This is a genomic window from Sphingomonas sp. 2SG, assembly GCF_005503285.1.
Classification (GTDB): domain Bacteria; phylum Pseudomonadota; class Alphaproteobacteria; order Sphingomonadales; family Sphingomonadaceae; genus Sphingomonas; species Sphingomonas taxi.
Window position 1 is genome coordinate 14,439 of the sequence record NZ_SCMZ01000032.1, and the last position, 18,315, is coordinate 32,753.

The window sequence follows — 18,315 nt, forward strand, 5'->3', positions numbered from 1 at the left end:
GGGGCGATGCCGCGGCAGCACCGTCACGGCAGCAGGAACGTTCCCTCGATCACCGTCACGCAGGCGCCGCCGAGCACCACGCGGTCGCCCTCCAGCCGGCAGGACAAAGCGCCGCCGCGCGCGCTCGCCTGATAGGCGCCGAACCGGTCGGTGCCGAGCTTTTCCGCCCAATAGGGCACGATCACCGCATGCGCCGAGCCCGTCACCGGGTCCTCGTCGACGCCCGCGCCGGGCGCGAACATGCGGCTGACCACCGCGGCGGTCTCGCCGCGCGCGGTGACGATCGCCTGATGGTCGCCGGTCGCCGCCAGGGCGCGCAGGTCGGGGCGGACGGCACGGACGGCGGCTTCCGACTCCAGCACGATCACGCCGTACCCCCCCTCGCGCCACAAGGTCTCGACCACATCGGTGACGCCCAGCGCCGCGACGACCTCGGGCAGCGGCCGGGGTTCGGGCTTCCACGCCGGCAGCGCCAGCGTATAGCCCGCGCCTTCCCGCATGACGGTCAGCACGCCCGCCCGGCGGGTGCGGAAGCGGACCTGCGTGCGGTCGGTATCCGACGACAGCACGAAATGGCCGCTCGCCAGCGTGGCATGACCGCACAGCCGCACCTCATGCCCCGGCGTGAACCAGCGCAGCTCGAAATCCGCCTCGCCGGTCGCATCGGGGATCAGGAAGGCGGTTTCCGACAGATTGTTCTCCGCCGCGATCGCCTGCAGCACGTCGTCGGCGAGCCATTGCGACAGCGGCATCACCGCGGCGGGGTTGCCGCCGAACGGCGCGTCGGCGAAGGCGTCGATCTGCGCGAACGGTATTCTCACAGGCGTTTCCCGAACCAATGGGGGGTGACGTCCGCCTCGACCAGCGGATTGTCGGTGTCGACATGGCCCTCGGGATCGAGGTGGATCAGCACCTCGACCTTGGGGAAGGTGCGGCGGAGGTTACGCTCGACCGATTCGACGATGTCATGCGCCGCGCCGACGGTGAGGTCGCGGTCGACCTCCATGTGGAATTGCGCGAAATCGTGGCTGCCCGAGCGGCGCGTGCGGAAGTCGTGGATGCCCTTCAGCCCCGGCTGGCGCGCGGCGACGTCGAGGAAGGCGGCGCGCTCGTCGTCGGGCCATTCCTTGTCCATCAGCTGGTCGATGGCGTTGGACGACGCCTGGAACGCGCCCCAGGCCAGCCACAGGGCGATGACGATGCCGAGGATCGGATCGGCCTTGTGCCAGCCGAAATATTGATCGAGCACCAAAGCGATGATGACCGAACCGTTGAGCAGCACGTCGGACTGGTAATGGACGTTGTCCGCCATGATCGCGACCGAGCCGGTCTGGCGGATGATCTGGCGCTGGTACCAGAGCAGCACGATGGTCGCGCCGATCGCGACGATCGACACGCCGATGCCGAATTCGGCGTCGGCGGTCGGGCCGTTTTCCGACAATGCGGTGATCGCGCGCCACGCGATGCCCGCCGCCGAGGCGGTGATCAGCGCGACCTGGAACAGCGCGGCGAGCGCCTCCGCCTTGCCGTGGCCGAAGCGGTGGTCGTGATCCGCCGGCGTCGCGGCGAGGCGGACGCCATACAGCGTGACTAGACTGGCGAGCAGGTCGAGCGCGGTATCGGCGAGGCTGCCGAGCATCGCCACCGACCCGGTATGCCAGGCGGCGAAGCCCTTGAGCGCGAGCAGGAAGCACGCCATCGCCACGCTGGCGAGCGCGGCGCGCGTCGCCAGCGGCAGAAGCCGGCGCTGTTCGTCGCGCGTCATGGGAACAGCAACCCTTCGCGCCAGCCGTCGCCGTCGCGGGTGAACAAGCGGCGTTCGTGCAGGCGATGCGCGCGGTCCTGCCAGAACTCGATGACATGCGGGGTGACGCGATAGCCGCCCCAATGCAGCGGGCGCGGCACGTCGCGGCCTTCGAACTGCGCCTTGGCGGCGTCGACCCGCGCCTCGAACGTCTCGCGCGAGTCGAGGGGGCGCGACTGGTCGGAGGCCCAGGCGCCGAGCTGCGAATCGCGGCCGCGGCTGGCAAAATAGGCGTCCGATTCGGCGTCGCTGGCGAGGCTTACCGGCCCCTCGATGCGGATCTGGCGGCGCAGCGACTTCCAGTGGAACAGCAGCGCCGTCTTGGGCACCGCGGCGAGATCGGCGGCCTTGCGCCCTTCGCGGTTGGTGTAGAAGACGAAGCCGTCCGGGCCATGGCCCTTGAGCAGCACCATGCGCACCGACGGCTGCCCCGTCGCATCGACGGTGGCCAAGGCCATCGCGTTGGAATCGTTGATCTCGCTGTCGCGCGCCTCGGCGTACCAGGAGTCGAACAGCGCAAAGGGGTCGTCAGCCATGCGCCGCCCTTAGCGCATGTTGATGCAACGGGAAATGCAGCCATCAATTCCTCCCCCGCCCGGGAAGGGCTATCGCCTATGGTTGCGGTCATGAGGTTTGATCGATTTCCTCATCAGATTCGGCACCCCGGACTCGTTCCGGGGTCCACCGGCCCGCAGGGAAACGGCCTCGAATCAAGCCGCTCTCCTCGCCGCGGAGTGGACCCCGGAACAAGTCCGGGGTGACGGGGGTAGGCTTGGAAAGCGATAGACCCACTCGAACGCCCGTATGCGATGGCCCTGCCCGCAGGAGGAGGGATTGACCTCGGCGGAACGACTCCCGCGCCCGCGGATTGAATCGCTTCCGCAACGGAAAGACCCACACATGCCCGCACGCGCCTATTGGCAAGGACAGATCCGGCTCGCTTTGGTGTCGATCCCGGTCGAGATCTATGCCGCCACCAAGAGCGGCGCGTCGGTCGCGTTCAAGCAGATCCACGAGCCGACCGGCCAGCCGATCCATTACGAGAAGATCGTCACCGGCGTCGGCCCGGTCGACACCGACGAGATCATGAAGGGCTATGAGGTGTCGAAGGGCGAGTTCGTGCTGCTCGAGCAGGACGAGATCGACGCGGTGAAGCTCGAATCGAAGAAGACGCTGGAGCTGACCCAGTTCGTCGATGCGAGCGAGATCGACGTGCTCTATTACGAGAAACCCTATTTCGTCGTGCCGGCGGACGATCTCGCCGAGGAAGCGTTCATCGTGCTGCGCGAGGCGCTGCGGCGGACCAAGAAAGTGGGCCTGGGGCAGTTGGCGATGCGCGGGCGCGAATATGTCGTCAGCCTGAAACCCTGCGGTCGCGGGCTGGTGCTCGAGACGCTGCGCTATGCCGACGAGGTCAACAAGGCGCAGAGCTATTTCCGCGAGATCCCCGAGGGCAAGCCCGACGCCGAATTGCTCGACCTCGCCGAGGCGCTGATCGACAAGAAGACCTCGGCGTTCGATCCGCAGGAATTCCACGACCGCTATGTCGATGCGCTGAAGGACCTCGTCGAGCGCAAGCGCAAGGCGAAGGGCGCCAAGGTGATCGAGGAGAAAGACGACGGCGGCAAGACGTCGAGCAACGTCGTCGACCTGATGGCGGCGCTCAAGAAGTCGATGGAGAAATCGGGCGCGGCCAAGGCGGAGACCAAGGCGGAGACGGGGGCGCCCGCGAAGAAGGCACCGGCCAAGAAGGCGCCGGCGAAGAAACGTGCCTGATCCGCTCGAACGCTATAACGCCAAGCGCGACTTCGCGAAGACTGCCGAGCCGGCGGGTACGCTGGCGCCGGGCCACGGCAACGGCTTCATGGTGCAGAAGCATGATGCGACGCGGCTGCACTGGGACTTCCGGCTGGAGGTCGACGGGGTGCTCAAGAGCTGGGCGGTGACGCGCGGGCCGAGCCTCGATCCCGACGAGAAACGGCTCGCGGTGCGCACCGAGGACCATCCCCTGTCTTATGCGACGTTCGAGGGGACGATTCCCAAAGGCGAATATGGCGGCGGCACGGTGATGCTGTGGGATCGCGGCACCTGGGCGCCGGTGGCGGGCAAATCGGCCAAGGATATCGACAAGGGGCATCTCCACTTCACGCTCGACGGCGAGCGGATGAAGGGCGAATGGCTGCTGATCCGGCTGAAGCCACGCGCCAAGGAGAAGCGCGAGAACTGGCTGCTGCGCAAGCTCGACGACGCCTATGCCGGCGGCACCGATACGCTGGTCGAGGAGGCGCTGACCAGCGTCGATACGGGCCGGACGATGGCGGAGATCGCCGAGGGCAAGCCGGCGCGCAAGACCGCGCCTGCCAAGGCGGCGAAACCCGCGAAAGCCGTCAAACCGGCGAAGCGCCGCGCCGCCAAGCCGCAGGCGATGTCCGCCTTCCGCGAACCGCAGCTCTGCACCCTGGTCGACGCCGTCCCCGCGGGCACCGGCTGGCTGCACGAGGTGAAATATGACGGCTATCGCGCGCTGGTCGCGGTCGCCGGGGGCAAGGCGAAGGTCTTCACGCGCAGCGGGCTCGACTGGACCGACAAATTCGCTGCGATCGCCGAGGCGGCCGCTGCGCTGCCCGTCGACAGCGCGCTGATCGATGGCGAGATCGTCGCGTTCAAGGATGGACGGCCCGATTTCTCGACGCTCAAGGACGCCATTTCGGCCGGCGGCGACATGACGCTGTTCGCCTTCGACCTGCTCGAACTGGATGGCGAGGACCTGGCCGCGCTGACCACCGTCGAGCGCAAGGACCGGCTGCGTGCGATGCTGACCGACGGGCCGCGCCTCCAGTTCGCCGAGCACGTGCTCGGCTCGGGCGAGGCGCTGTTCGAGGCGATGTGCAAGGAGGGGCTGGAGGGCGTCGTCTCGAAACGCGCCGACGCGCCTTATGCCGGCAAGCGCAACCGGACGTGGCTCAAGGCAAAATGCACGCGGCGGCAGGAGTTCGTCATCATCGGCTGGACGCCGTCGGACAAGAAGCGCGGCTTCAAGTCGCTGCTGCTCGGGCTGCACGAGGATGGCGGCTTCCGCTATGCCGGCAAGGTCGGCACCGGCTTCGATCAGGCGATGATGGATGACCTCGCCGAACGGCTGGCGGGGCTCGCGGTCAAGACGCCGCCGGTCGATGCGGAGAGCCTCACGCCGTTCAAGGCGGCGCTGCGCGGCGCGAAATGGGTGAAGCCCGAACTCGTCGCCGAAATCGCTTTCGCCGAGGTGACGCCGGACAAAGTGCTGCGCCATTCGAGCTTCCTCGGCCTGCGCGGCGACAAGGCGGCGGCGGACGTGGTGGCGGAGGTCGCCGAACCCGCGCCTGCCGCGCCCGAGGTGCATATCAAGGTCAGCAGCCGCGACCGCGTGATCTTTCCGGAAAGCGACGTCACCAAGGGCGAGCTCGCCGATTATTATGCGCAACTTTCGCCGATCATGCTGCCCTGGGCGGGGCGGCGGCCGGTCAGCCTGGTGCGCTGTCCGCAGGGGCGGGCCAAGCAATGCTTCTTCCAGAAGCATGACGCGGGCAGTTTCGGCGACACGGTGCATCATGTCGACGTCAAGGAGAAGGACGGCTCGGTGCAGCCCTATCTCTATGTCGACGATGCCGACGGGCTAGTCGCCTGCGTGCAGATGGGGACGATCGAATTCCACGGCTGGGGATCGCGGATCGACGATCTGGAAAAGCCCGACCGGCTGGTGATCGATCTCGACCCCGACGAGGGGCTCGACTTCGCCGACACCAAGCGCGCGGCGGAGCATGTCAGCGCGCAGCTCGCCGAACTGGGGCTGGTCAGCTTTCCATTATTGTCGGGCGGCAAGGGCGTGCACGTCGTCGTGCCGCTGACGCCGCAGGCGGCATGGCCGGCGGTGAAGGACTTTGCGGATCGCTTCGCGCGGGCGTTGGCGGCGGCCGAGCCCGACCGTTACGTCGCGGTGATGACCAAGGCGAAGCGCAAGGGGAAGATCTTCATCGACTACCTGCGCAACCAGCGCGGCAGCACCGCGATCATGCCCTATTCGGCGCGTGCGCGGGCCGGCGCGCCGGTCGCGGCGCCGGTGTCGTGGACCGAGCTGCGCGATATCGACACCGCGGCGCGCTGGGGCGTACGCGATGCCGAGGAACTGTTGCAGCGCGCGACGTCGCGGGCGCTGGCGGGCTGGGGCGTGGCGGAGCAGGTGTTGCCGGATTTGTGAGCAACACTGCCTTGCACGATACCCCCCCGTTGGTGCTGAGCTTGTCGAAGCACGGTGAGACCCACCTGCCCTTCGACAGGCTCAGGGCGAACGGGAGGGAAGTGTATCAGACGTCGGAGGCCAGCGGCGCGACGTCGACGCTCACCGCCATGTTCTGCGCCTGCGACCCGAGCACCACGCCGTCGACCGGCGCGATCTCGGCATAGTCGCGGCCGACCGCCATGACGATGTGATCGCCCGCCATCCAGATGCCGTTGGTGGGGTCGAGCCCGACCCAGCCGTGCACCGGCCCGCACCATAACAGCACCCAGGCGTGCGTCGCATCCGCACCGACCAGCCGCGGCTGGCCCGCGGGCGGGATGGTGCGGATATAGCCGCTGGCATAAGCGGCGGGCAGGCCGGCGGCGCGCAGGCCGGTGATCATGATCTGCGCGAAATCCTGGCAGACGCCCTTGCGCTTGAGGAACGCCTCGTGCGGCGGCGTGTCGACCAGAGTCGCGGTCGCATCGAAGGTGAAATCGTCCTGGATGCGCCGCGCCAGCGCGATCCCCGCCTCCAGCGCGCCGCGCGCCGGGTCGAGATCGGGGGCGCAATAAGCGGCGATGGCATGGTCGAGCGGGATCAGCGGCGACGGGAACAGGTAGTTGGCCGGGCTTGCCGCGGACAGGTCACGGCTGGCACGCGCCAGCGCGGCGACCTCGCCCAGCGTCGGGTCGTCGGGCGAGGCCACCGGCACCAGCCGGTCGACGCGCATCCGCGAGCGGCTCTCGATCGTCAGGCTGCGCACCGGCGTATCGATCACCAGCCGGGTGACGTTGGCGAGTCCCGCCTCGGCACGCGCCGGGCTGAGCCGGCCGACCGGTTCGACGGTAAGCGCATAATCCTCGAGACTCTGCCCCGGCCAGTCGATCGGTTTCAGCCGCAGGTTGCAGCGCGCGAACTTGACGTTGCCGCCATAGTCGAAGCGCGTGATGTGGCGGATATCGTAGAGCATTTCACCAATCATGCCGTTTCTGTCCGGTGCGCGGAATACGGGCTTGTGGCGGCTCGCTTGGGGCGATCCTTCGCCCCAAACCCCTCGTCACCGCGGAGTTGTTCGAAACCTCTGTAAAACTGTCCCAGTGCTCCTGCGAAAGCAGGAGCCCAGGAGTTCCGAGCGTAAGGAGACGTTGCTCTGCTTGGCCCTAGGCTCCTGCGTTCGCAGGAGCACTGTGTTGCTTCACTGGTGATGCGGACTCCCGCGGAGATCTCGAAGAAGTCCGGGGGGACGGTGTGGAGGTGGGAGGGCCGTGAACCCCATCCGCCGTACTGCATCGCCGTCATGCCAGCGTCAGCCCGCCTTCGCGCAGCGGCTCGGCGCCCTGCAGGAAATAGCGGCGGGCGACGCTTTCCGACAGTTGCGCCAGCCGCCGTTCGAGGTCACCGAGCACGTCGGCATCGAGCGTCGCCGCGGTCGTCATCGCCAGCGCGGCGGCGAGGCTGCGGCCGTGCGCCTGTTGCGGTTCGGGCATGCCGTCGTCGCTGAGCACCGGCAGGTCGCGCAGCCGCTCGCCGATCCGCTCCGCCTGATAGGCGAGGCTGCGCGGATTGCCCGGATCGAGCGCGACGAGATCGACGACGGGGACGCGCGCGATTCCCGTCAGATAGCGCTGGCGATAGCTGATCTGGCTGTCGGCGAGGTCGAGCAGCGTCGACAGATCGTCGGCGGTCGCCCCCGGCATGCCGAACAGCCGCAGCGCGCGCGTCATCGCCATCGCCCGCTCGACGCGGCGGCCGAGATCGTGGAACCGCCACGCCGCGGTCCGCCCCATATGCTCCGCCGAAAGGCCGGCGATCGCGACATAGCGGCGCTGGAGCGAGCCGGCGCGATCGAGCATGCCGCGATGCGTCGGGAACGGTGCTTCGAGCAGCCGCACCATGTCCGCCGACAGCCGGTCGCGCGAGCCTTCGCCGATGCCGCGCGCGAGCCGGTTGATCGTCGCGACCGAATGCCAGCCCTCGTCCTCCATCGCGGTCCTGGCGAAGCCGGTGAGGTCGGCGCGGCGCAGCGAGGCGGGATGCGGCGCCGCGCCGCCGCCGGCGATCAGCCCGACGAGCTTGCCGACCGTCGCCGAGGACAAGGCCGCGCCGCCATCGGCATCGATCGAATTGCCGAGCATGACGCGGATCGCCGCGAGCAGCGCCTCGCCGCGCTCCAGATAGCGGCCGAGCCAGTAGAAATTATCGGCGACGCGGCTCGGCAGCGTGCCGGGATTGCGGCGGACCTGATGCGAATCGGGCGCGGGGAGCAGCGACACCGGCTCGACCGTGTCGGCGCCGTGGATGCAGACGTCGGCGGACCAGGTGCCCTCCCCCAGCACGCTGGCGCGCGGGTCGGTCGCCTCGCCGATCCGCGCGAAGCCGCCGGGCAGCACCGTCCATTCGCCGTTGCCGTCGCGCGCGGCGAAGACGCGCAGCGTGAACGGCCGCGGCACCAATCGGTCGTCGATCACCACCGGCATGGTCGACAGGCGGACGATCTCCTGCCCGACATAATCCTGTGGCCGGCGTTCCATATCGGCGAGCAGCGCGGCGCGCTGGCCGGCGTCGAGTTCGGCGCCCGGCATCTTGCGGCCGCCGGGCAGGCCGAGCGGCACGGGGCCGAACGCGGACCCGATCAGCATCCGGTCGAGGTCTTCCTCGACGCGCGCACGCTCGGACGGCTGGCCGCACCACCAGGTCGCGATATTGGGCAGGTGCAGGCTCTCGCCGCACAGTCGCGTCGCGAGCTGCGGCAGGAAGGCGCCGAACGCCGGCGCCTCGAGCACACCCGCGCCGGGGGCGTTGGAGAGTACGACATTGCCCGCGGCATAGGCATCGATCAGCCCCGGTACGCCGATCTGCGAATGCGAATCGAACGCCAGCGGATCGAGCATGCGCGGATCGACGCGCCGCCACAGAGCGTCGACGCGCTTGAGGCCAGCGATGGTGCGGACGTAGAGCTGGTTTTCCAGCGCGGCGAGATCGGCGCCCTCGACCAGCAGCAGCCCGAGATAGCGCGCGAGATGCGCCTGTTCGGGATAGCTCGGGTTGAACCGGCCCGGCGTCAGCAGGCCGATACGCGGGTCGGTGCGGCGGCACATCGCGGCGATGCCGGCGCGGAAGGCGGCGAAGAAGGGCGCGTGGCGCTGGACGTTGATCCGCGCCTGCAGGCCCCCCAGCGTGCGGCTGACCGCGAGCCGGTTCTCCAGCGCATAGCCGGCGCCGGCGGGGGCGCGCAGGTGATCGGCGAGCACGCGCCATTCGCCGGTCGGGCCACGGCCGAGGTCGATCGCGATGAAATGCAGGTGGCGGCCGCCGGGCGGCTCCAGCCCGACCATCGGCCGCAGGAAATAGGGGCTGCCGGTGACCAGAGCGGCGGGGATCAGCCCGCGCTCGACCAGCCGCCCGGGGCCGTAGAGATCGGCGATCACCGTTTCCATCAACGCGGCGCGCTGGGTGACGCCGCGGACGATCTGCGCCCATTCGTCCGCCGCGATCAGCAGCGGCACGGGGGAGACGGGCCACGGCCGCTCGTCCGCCTCGCCGATGATGCGGAAGCCCATGCCGATGTCGGCGGCGTGACGGCGGACGCGTTCGCGGACGTGGTCGAGGTCGTCGGAGGCGACGGTGGCGAGTTCCTCGAACATCGCCGCCCAGGCGGCGTCGTCGCTGCCGCACAGCACGTCGCCCGCGATGGTGCGCGCGCAATAATCCGTGATCCAGCGCCGCGCATGCGTCGCGGCGTCCGAGAGAGGCGCTGCCTGCGTCGCCATAGCCTAGCGTGTCACCTTCATCCGCCCTGCCCGGCACCGTCTACGCTTGCGCGCCGCGACGCAACCCATAACCGGCCGCCGCGACCAATCGAGGGTTGCGCCCCCGGTTCGCACGAGCCGAGGTGACGTTCACGCGGAGGCGCGGAGGTGTTGCGCTCGCCCGATCCGCGTTCCTTCCTATCGAACGACGGCGATGACAGGACCACATCGCCTCCCCGGTCCATCTCCGCGCCTCCGCGCGAACATTCCTCTTCTTCTAGGCCCTTCGGGACCGTCGATCCAACCTAAAGGCTGGCGCGCGGCCGCCGCCGCGGCGGGGCGTCGGACTGGCGGCGGATCAGCGTATAGTCGAGCACCTGATGACGCGGGGCGTCGCCGCCGCGCTGGCGGCGGATGGTGCCGACGAGCAGCGCGACCGCGGCGCGCGCCATGTCGGCGATCGGCTGGTGGATGGTGGTGAGCTCGGGCCAGATCGCGGTCGACAGCGTCGTGTCGTCGAAGCCGCAGACGGTGAGGTCGCCGGGCACGTCGAGCCCGCGGCGATGCGCCACCGCCACCGTCGCCGCCGCCATATCGTCGTTGGACGAGAAGATCGCGGTCGGCGGGTCTGTCAGGCCGAGCAGTTGCTCGGCGGCGTCGAGGCCGGACAGATAGGTGAACAGGCCGTCGACGATCAGGTCCGGGTCGATCGCGATCCCGGCCTCGGCCAGCGCCTCGCGATAGCCTTCCAGCCGCTGGTCGCTGGCGGAGAGATTGGGATTGCCGGCGATGAAACCGATGCGGCGATGGCCGAGGTCCATGATATGCCGGGTCATCGTCGCCGCGGCGGCGCGGTCGTCGATGCGGATCGCCATCTGGCTCGCCGCGGGCAGCGCGGTGGCGACCGCGACGCTCGGGATATTCGCCGCGTCGAGCAGCGCGAGCAGCGCCGGCGCCTCGCACAGCGGCGGCGGCAGGATGATGCCGTCGATGCCGCCGTCGATCAGATGCTGTGCGACCTCCAGCTCGTGATCGCCGAGGTCGCATTTCTCGACGATGATCTGGACGTCGCTGCGGCTCGCCTGGTCGAGGCTGCCGAGCAGGAATTCGCTGAGGAAGCCGGCGCTGGGATTGCTGTAGAGCAGCCCGACGCGCGACGGCCCCGCCCCCGCCAGGCTGCGTGCGGCGGGATTGGGGGCGTAATTGAGCGCGGAGATCGCGTCGTTGACCCGGTCGCGGGTGGCGGGGCGGACGTTGCTTTCGCCGTTGATGACGCGCGAGACGGTCATCGGCGAGACGCCGGCGCGCTTGGCGACGTCGCTGATCGTCGGCGCGGAACCCGCCCGGCGGGAGGAGCGGGGCGGAGAAGCGGGAGGAAGAGTCATGACGCGCGCGGGACAATCCATTGGGGATGAACCGCAGGCATGGACGCAAGCGGCGAGGGGAGCAAGAGTTTCGCCAGTAAGGACGCGCGCGGTACGGAACCGCACCTGCCGCGGGTCAAGATTCCACTTGCATCGGAAAGGACCTCCGAACACAAACCGCGGCGCATGTCCGTCGGATAGATTTCAATAAGTTACCGTTTAAAGACAAGGGAGTTAACAACCTAATATCTATGCCCGGCGCGGATCAGACGGTGAGCACGATCTTGCCGACGTGATCGCCCTCTTCCATCCGGGCGTGCGCCGCGGCCGCCTCGGCGAGCGGGAAGACGCGATCGATGATCGGGCGCAGCCGGCCGGCCTCGACATGCGGCCAGACGGTGCGGCCGATCTCGTCGGCGACCAGCGACTTGAACGCGGTGTCGCGCGGGCGCAGCGTCGATCCGGTCAGCGTCAAGCGGCGGCGCATGATCTCGAACAGCGGGATCGTCGCCTGCGCGCCGCCCTGCACCGCGATCGAGACGTGGCGGCCGTCGTCGGCGAGGCATTGCAGGTTGCGCGGCACGTAGTCGCCGCCGACCATGTCGATGACCGCGGTGACGCCCTTGCCGTCGGTGATCGCCTTGACCCGCTCGACGAAATCCTCGGTCTTGTAGTTGATCGCATGCGTCGCGCCGAGTTCGCGGGCGCGTGCGCATTTCGCGTCCGAGCCGGCGGTGACGATGATCGTCAGGCCGAAGATGTTGGCGAGCGCGATCGCCATCGTGCCGATGCCGCTGGTGCCGCCGTGCAGCAGCACGCTGTCGCCCTCGGTGGCGAAGGCGCGCTCGAACAGATTGGTCCACACGGTGAACAGCGTCTCGGGGATCGCCGCCGCCTCGATCATGTCGAGCCCGGCGGGCACCGGCAGGCACTGGCCGGCGGGCGCGACCGCATATTGGGCATAGCCGCCGCCGGCGAGCAGCGCGCAGACGCGCTGGCCGAGCAGCGCGTCATCGACATCGGCACCGAGCGCGACGACGGTACCGGCGATCTCCAGCCCGGGGATCGACGGCGCGCCCGGCGGCGGCGGATAGCCGCCCTTGCGCTGGAGCACGTCGGGGCGGTTGACCCCAGCGGCGGCGACGCGGATCAGCACCTCGCCCGCGCCGGGGCGCGGCACCGGCCGTTCGACCAGCGTCAGCACTTCGGGGCCGCCGGGCGCCTCCGGATCGATCGCCTGCATCGTCTCGGGCACTTCGCTCATCCGGTCGCATCCTGTCCGTAGCTCGCCCGACCGCGGAGATACGGGCATGACGGCCTTATTGACATCGTGCGGGCGGGGGTCAACGTTATGCGACGATGGAATCGGACGACGCCCCGTCGCGTCCCAATGACGCATTGACCGAGCTGCTGCGGCAGGATCTCGATCCGCTGTCGGTCGCCGAGCTCGACGCGCGGCTCGTCGCGCTGGAGGGCGAGATCGTCCGGACCCGGCTGGCGCGCGAGCGATCCGTTAACCACCGCGCAACCGCCGACGCGTTATTCCGGCGATGAACCGGCAGGGCACTCGACCGGCCGCGTGCAGGATGCCGACGGTGCGACGTCAAGTGCTTGATGCGGACGCCCGCGATACCGACATGGTTGGAAAGGGCGCGGCGACCCACCGCGGCCCGACTGGAGTAATCTGAATGCCATCCTTCGCCCCCGCGCTCGAGACCACGCTGCACAAGGCGCTCGAAGCCGCGTCCTCGCGTCGGCACGAATATGCGACGCTCGAACATCTGCTGCTCGCGCTGATCGGCGACGAACATGCCTCCAAGGTGATGGAGGCGTGCCACGTCGAGCTCGGCGATCTCAAGACCACCGTCGCCCATTATCTCGATACCGAGCTCGACGCGCTCAAGGTCGATGCCGCGACCGATCCGTCGCCGACCAGCGGCTTCCAGCGCGTCGTCCAGCGCGCGATCCTGCACGTGCAATCGTCGGGTCGCGACGAGGTGACCGGCGCCAACGTGCTCGTCGCCTTGTTCAGCGAGCGCGAGAGCTATGCCGTCTATTTCCTGCAGCAGCAGGACATGAGCCGCCTCGATGCCGTGAGCTTCATCAGCCACGGCGTCGGCAAGGGCGGCGCCGCGACCGAAGCCACGACGCCGAAGGGCGCCGAGGACGACAAGCCCGCCAAGGGACAGGAGAAGGGCAAGACGGAAAGCGCACTTAAGCAATTCACCGTCGACCTCAACGAGAAGGCGAAGATCGGCAAGGTCGATCCGCTGATCGGGCGCGGGCCGGAGGTGGATCGCACGATCCAGATCCTGTGCCGCCGGTCGAAGAACAACCCGCTCTATGTCGGCGATCCCGGCGTCGGCAAGACCGCGATCGCGGAAGGGCTCGCGCGCAAGATCGTCGAGGGCGAGGTGCCCGACGTGCTGCTCGAAGCGGTGATCTACAGCCTCGACATGGGCGCCTTGCTCGCCGGCACCCGCTATCGCGGTGATTTCGAGGAGCGGCTGAAGGCGGTCGTCAACGAGCTGGAGAAGCTGCCGCACGCGGTGCTGTTCATCGACGAGATCCACACCGTGATCGGTGCCGGCGCGACCAGCGGCGGCGCGATGGACGCGTCCAACCTGCTGAAACCCGCACTGTCGGGCGGCACGATCCGCTGCATCGGTTCGACCACCTACAAGGAGTTCCGCAACCACTTCGAGAAGGACCGCGCGCTGCTGCGGCGCTTCCAGAAGATCGACGTCAACGAGCCGACGATCGAGGATACGATCAAGATCCTCGCCGGCCTGCGCTCGGCGTTCGAGGACCATCACAACGTCAAATACACCCCCGATGCGATCAAATCGGCGGTCGAACTGTCTGCGCGCTACATCAACGATCGCAAATTGCCCGACAAGGCGATCGACGTGATCGACGAGGTCGGCGCGATGCAGATGCTGGTGCCGCTCAACAAGCGCAAGAAGACGATCACCGCCAAGGAGATCGAACAGGTGATCGCGACGATGGCGCGCATCCCGCAGAAGTCGGTCAGCACCGACGACAAGGCGGCGCTGGAAAGCCTCGAAACCGATCTCAAGCGCGTCGTCTTCGGCCAGAACAGCGCGATCGAGAAGCTCGCCTCGGCGATCAAGCTCGCCCGCGCCGGCCTGCGCGAACCCGAGAAGCCGATCGGCAACTATCTGTTCACCGGCCCGACCGGCGTCGGCAAGACCGAGGTCGCCAAGCAATTGTCGTCGATCCTGGGCATTCCGCTCCAGCGCTTCGACATGAGCGAATATATGGAGCGGCATTCGGTCAGCCGGCTGATCGGTGCGCCGCCGGGCTATGTCGGCTTCGACCAGGGCGGGCTGCTCACCGATGCGGTTGACCAGAATCCGCATTGCGTGCTGCTGCTCGACGAGATCGAGAAGGCGCATCCCGATCTGTTCAACATCCTGTTGCAGGTGATGGACAACGGCCGCCTCACCGACCAGCACGGCAAGTCGGTCGATTTCAGGAACGTCATCCTGATCATGACCACCAATGCCGGTGCGTCGGACATGGCGCGCGAGACGGTCGGCTTCGGCAATCTCACCCGCGAGGGCGAGGACGAGCAGGCGGTGCAGAAGATGTTCACGCCGGAATTCCGCAACCGGCTCGATGCGATCGTGCCGTTCGGTTACCTGCCGACCGAGGTGGTCGCGCGGGTGGTGGACAAGTTCATCCTCCAGCTCGAACTCCAGCTCGCCGACCGCAACGTCCACATCAATCTGGACGATGCCGCCAAGAGCTGGCTGACCGAGAAGGGCTATGACAAGCTGTACGGCGCGCGTCCGATGGGTCGCCTGATCCAGGAGAAGATCAAGCAGCCGCTCGCCGAGGAACTGCTGTTCGGCAAGCTCGTCCATGGCGGCGAGGTCACGGTGCGGATGAAGGACGGGGCGCTGTCGTTCGGCATCGAGCCCGCGGCACCGAAGAAGCCCAAGAAGAAGGGCAAGGCCGAAGCGGTCGACGCCAAATAGGGTTTGGATGATGATGCCGAGCGGGCCGGACTGGCGACAGTCCGGTCCGTTTTGGTTGGGGAGTGCGGCGTACGGTCGACAGACTGTGCGTCACGCGGACGTCCTCGCGCGGGTGGTGGTTTGCTCGATTTACCCCGGCAAGGGCGATACCCGACCAGTGCTCCTGCGAACGCAGGAGCCCAGGGGTCCCGAGCACCGTAAGGTATTGTCTGCTTGGCCCTGGGTTCCTGCTTTCGCAGGAACACAATGCTGATCCGTCGATATCACGGCGCTTTGCAGGGACAGCCCCCGGACGCGCGCAGGCTACCCTATTCCCCGATCACCCGCAGCGCCGCCACGGCGACCCGCGTCGGCGTGGTCAGTTGCTCGGGCAGCGCGTCGAGCGCGAACCATCGCGGTCCCTCATGCTTGGTCGGCTCGCAATTGCGCGGCGTGCCGGTGAAGTCGCGGACGCGATAGACCGGCGCGACCCAATGCGTGCCGGCGTCGGCATCGATCTGGTCGACCCAGCACAGCCACTCCGCAGCACCGACGGTGATGCCGAGCTCCTCCGAAACCTCGCGGCGCATCGCCGCTTCGGCGGTTTCGAACAGGTCGATCTTGCCGCCGGACAGGCCCCAGCAGCCCGCCTCGGGCGGCTTGAGCCGGCGCAGCAGCAGGATCTGGCCATCGACGACGATCGCCGCGCCGCAGCCGACGCGCGGTTCGGTCATGGATTGCATGCGTCCCTCCCTGGGTGGAATCGATGATCTTGGTCACAAATTCCTCGCCCGCCAAGGCAGAGCTATCGCATATGGCTGCGGCGATGAGGTTCGATCGGTTTCCTTAGCAGGATCGTCACCCCGGACTCGTTCCGGGGTCCACCGGGCCGTGAGGGAATGGAATCGAATCAACCTTTCTCCTCGCCGCAGGGTGGACCCCGGAACAAGTCCGGGGTGACGGGGTAAGCTTGGAAGACGACAGGCTCGAACGCGCGTCCATATGCGATTGCCCTGCCCGCAAGGGGGGGGCGGCATTGCGATAGTCCACGAGCTGAGCGTCGATCTTTCCCCGGGCACCGGTGTGCCCGATCGCCGCCACCGGGCAAATCGGCTTACCCTGTTGTTAACCAATGGTTTGCACTCGACTGCTAGCCCGCGGCTCATGTCGAGCGCGCCCGCAATACGATGGATCCTCACCGTCCTGTTGCTGGTCCTGACCGCGTTCGCCGCCGATCCGGCCCACGCCGCCGTCCACGTCCCGCTGCGCGCCTGCATCCTCCCCGCCACCGGTCAGGCGGACGGCCGCACCGCCGCGATGCTGTTCACGCAGCCGCAGCGCTTCGACTGCGCGGGCAAGCAGACCGCCTATGGCGCGGGCGACTATTGGGTGCTGTCGCAGCCGCTGCCCGCCACCGGCGACGCGCCGCTGCGCGTGCGCCAGGCGAGCCTGTGGCAGACACGCGCGACGCTCTTCGTGCTCTATGCCGATGGCGCGATCCGCCGGACCGGCTTCACCAGCGCCAATGCCGGCCGGCACCTGCGCCTCGGCGCGATCATCGAACTCGCGCTGCCGCGTCACGCCGCGCCGCCGGTGCGGTTGCTGTGGCACGTCGAGGGGGCGCTCAACCGCCGCGGCGTGGTGATCGGGCCGACGCTGATCGACCGCGACGCCGCCGCCGCCGCCGACATGACGATGGCCGCGCTCTATGCGGCGTTCGCCGGCATGTGCCTCGCGCTGCTCGTCTACAATCTCGCGCTCTGGGCGGCGCTGCGCCAGGCGTTCCAGCCGGCCTATTGCCTGATGGTGCTGTGTTTGCTCGGTTATGCCTTCACCTCGTCGGGGCTGCTCGGCCAGATTACCGGCATCGACAACAACGATCGCCAGCGGATCAATTACGTGCTGCTCGCCGGCTCCGCCGCCGCGGCACTGGTCTTCGCGCGCGCCTTCTTCGAACGCCGCGTGTTCGACGGCTGGCTGCGGCCGTACAGCAGCGCGGTCATCGCCTTCGTCCTGCTCGCCGCCGCCGCTTATGCGGGGCTGACCCCGCGCTTCGCCGCGATCACCGATCTGATCAGCACCTCGAGCTATCTGTTCGTCATCACCCTGCTCGCCCCGATCCTGATCCGCGCCTATCGCCGGCGCAGCAACTATCTGTGGGTCTTCGGCCTCGCCTGGGGCGCGCCGGTGGTGCTGGGCAGCGTCCGCATCCTGGCGGCGTTCAACGTCTTCGCCTGGCAATTGTGGATCGACAATTCGACGCTGCTGGCAATGGCGCTGGAGGCGGCGCTGTCGTCGCTCGGCGTCGCCTATCGCATCCGCCTGCTCAGCCTGGAGCGGGACGCGGCGCGCGAGCAGGAGATCGCCGCCCGCCTGCTCGCCGCGACCGACCCGCTCACCGGCCTGCTCAACCGCCGCGCCTTCCTCGACGGCGCGATCGGCCGCGAGGACGCGCATCAGCTGATCCTCGTCGACATCGACCATTTCAAGCGGATCAACGAGACGATCGGCCATGACGGCGGCGACGAGGTGCTGCGCCTCATCGCCCGCTCGCTGCGCGCCGCCGCCACGCCCGAAGCGCTGGTCGCGCGCATCGGCGGCGAGGAATTCGCGCTGCTGGTGCGCGCCGATACGCCGCTCGACGCGCGTGCGGTGCTCGACCGGCTGCGCATGGAGCGGATGCCGTTCGACTTGGTCGTCACCGCCAGCATCGGCACCTGCACCGGCACGCTGCGCCGCGAAACCGACTGGAAGGCGCTGTACCGCTGCGCCGACCGTGCCCTGTTCGCCGCCAAGGCGGCCGGACGCGACCGCGTCCGCCACGGCGCCCCCCTCGCCCAGGTGGCATGACCCGCTGGCAGCGGGGCCGGCTTTCTGGTACGAATTCACCCATCGGGAGGATTGCGCGATGAGGGACCGTCGGAAACTGGCCGTGGCAGGCATCGCGCTCGCCTCGCTGCTCGCGCTGCGCCACCCGACGCCGGACATCCGGTTGCTCACCCACGACATCGGCGATCCGCGCCCGCATCGCGTCCAGGCGGCGATCGACCTCGGGCTGGTCGGTGTGTCGGTGCTCTACACCTGGACCGCCCGCCGCTGAGCCGACGCGGCGATGCCGCCGCCCGTGCTTGCGCCTGCTGCGACGCTGCCGCATAGC

At 68.5% G+C, this 18,315-nt stretch carries 14 protein-coding genes; 6 read left to right on the forward strand and 8 right to left on the reverse strand.

Annotated features, from left to right (window positions below; translation table 11 throughout):
- Nucleotides 1–23 precede the first annotated feature (23 nt).
- Genes FFS23_RS13405 through pdxH form a run of 3 tightly spaced genes read right to left on the reverse strand, consistent with a single transcriptional unit; the run spans nucleotide 24 to nucleotide 2,340 of the window.
- Nucleotides 24–821, reverse strand: coding sequence for a PhzF family phenazine biosynthesis protein (locus FFS23_RS13405; RefSeq protein ID WP_137898994.1), 798 nt, complete (start codon nucleotides 819–821; stop codon nucleotides 24–26).
- Nucleotides 818–1,765: a cation diffusion facilitator family transporter gene (locus FFS23_RS13410; RefSeq protein WP_038665451.1), complete on the reverse strand. Its 948-nt coding sequence runs from the start codon at nucleotides 1,763–1,765 to the stop codon at nucleotides 818–820. The genes FFS23_RS13405 and FFS23_RS13410 overlap by 4 nt, the downstream gene beginning before the upstream one ends.
- Nucleotides 1,762–2,340 (reverse strand): pyridoxamine 5'-phosphate oxidase, encoded by a 579-nt coding sequence (pdxH, locus tag FFS23_RS13415; RefSeq protein ID WP_137898995.1) that lies wholly within the window; start codon nucleotides 2,338–2,340, stop codon nucleotides 1,762–1,764. Before pdxH ends, FFS23_RS13410 begins: the two co-directional genes overlap by 4 nt.
- A 364-nt stretch (nucleotides 2,341–2,704) precedes the next feature.
- On the opposite strand from pdxH, the gene ku reads away from it, so the two are divergent.
- Together ku and ligD are read left to right on the forward strand one after the other, a co-directional pair.
- The gene (ku, locus tag FFS23_RS13420; protein WP_038665448.1) at nucleotides 2,705–3,580 is read left to right on the forward strand and encodes a non-homologous end joining protein Ku; all 876 of its coding nucleotides are present in this window, start codon (nucleotides 2,705–2,707) and stop codon (nucleotides 3,578–3,580) included.
- Nucleotides 3,573–6,038, forward strand: a complete 2,466-nt coding sequence (gene ligD / locus FFS23_RS13425) for a DNA ligase D (protein WP_137898996.1) — start codon at nucleotides 3,573–3,575, stop codon at nucleotides 6,036–6,038. The genes ku and ligD overlap by 8 nt, the downstream gene beginning before the upstream one ends.
- 106 nt (nucleotides 6,039–6,144) lie before the next feature.
- On the opposite strand, the gene FFS23_RS13430 is transcribed toward ligD, so the two are convergent.
- The 4 genes from FFS23_RS13430 to FFS23_RS13445 form a co-directional block, all read right to left on the reverse strand.
- Nucleotides 6,145–7,032 (reverse strand): transglutaminase family protein, encoded by an 888-nt coding sequence (locus FFS23_RS13430; RefSeq protein ID WP_137899013.1) that lies wholly within the window; start codon nucleotides 7,030–7,032, stop codon nucleotides 6,145–6,147.
- 325 nt (nucleotides 7,033–7,357) lie between these two features.
- A complete protein-coding gene (locus FFS23_RS13435; protein WP_137898997.1) occupies nucleotides 7,358–9,832 on the reverse strand; it encodes a circularly permuted type 2 ATP-grasp protein in 2,475 nt (824 codons plus the stop codon).
- A 284-nt stretch (nucleotides 9,833–10,116) separates the two neighbouring features.
- Nucleotides 10,117–11,196, reverse strand: a complete 1,080-nt coding sequence (locus FFS23_RS13440) for a LacI family DNA-binding transcriptional regulator (RefSeq protein WP_081974566.1) — start codon at nucleotides 11,194–11,196, stop codon at nucleotides 10,117–10,119.
- Nucleotides 11,197–11,440: 244 nt separating this feature from the next.
- Nucleotides 11,441–12,439 carry an NAD(P)H-quinone oxidoreductase gene (locus FFS23_RS13445; RefSeq protein ID WP_171009487.1) on the reverse strand — a complete coding sequence of 333 codons (999 nt, stop codon included), beginning with the start codon at nucleotides 12,437–12,439 and terminating at the stop codon, nucleotides 11,441–11,443.
- A gap of 95 nt (nucleotides 12,440–12,534) precedes the next feature.
- Between FFS23_RS13445 and FFS23_RS13450 the strand changes: the two genes are divergently transcribed.
- Together FFS23_RS13450 and clpA are read left to right on the forward strand one after the other, a co-directional pair.
- Nucleotides 12,535–12,729: a DUF1192 domain-containing protein gene (locus FFS23_RS13450; RefSeq protein ID WP_137898998.1), complete on the forward strand. Its 195-nt coding sequence runs from the start codon at nucleotides 12,535–12,537 to the stop codon at nucleotides 12,727–12,729.
- A 134-nt stretch (nucleotides 12,730–12,863) separates the two neighbouring features.
- A complete protein-coding gene (gene clpA, locus FFS23_RS13455) occupies nucleotides 12,864–15,179 on the forward strand; it encodes an ATP-dependent Clp protease ATP-binding subunit ClpA (protein WP_137898999.1) in 2,316 nt (771 codons plus the stop codon).
- A 308-nt stretch (nucleotides 15,180–15,487) separates the two neighbouring features.
- Here the strand turns inward: clpA and FFS23_RS13460 are convergent, their stop codons facing one another.
- Entirely contained in the window at nucleotides 15,488–15,901 is a 414-nt protein-coding gene (locus FFS23_RS13460; protein WP_137899000.1) for an NUDIX hydrolase, read from the reverse strand.
- A gap of 421 nt (nucleotides 15,902–16,322) precedes the next feature.
- On the opposite strand from FFS23_RS13460, the gene FFS23_RS13465 reads away from it, so the two are divergent.
- Together FFS23_RS13465 and FFS23_RS13470 are read left to right on the forward strand one after the other, a co-directional pair.
- Nucleotides 16,323–18,008 (forward strand): GGDEF domain-containing protein, encoded by a 1,686-nt coding sequence (locus FFS23_RS13465; RefSeq protein ID WP_137899001.1) that lies wholly within the window; start codon nucleotides 16,323–16,325, stop codon nucleotides 18,006–18,008.
- 58 nt (nucleotides 18,009–18,066) lie between these two features.
- On the forward strand, nucleotides 18,067–18,258 hold the full coding sequence (locus FFS23_RS13470) for a hypothetical protein (protein WP_038665427.1): 192 nt from the start codon (nucleotides 18,067–18,069) through the stop codon (nucleotides 18,256–18,258).
- Nucleotides 18,259–18,315: the final 57 nt, after the last annotated feature.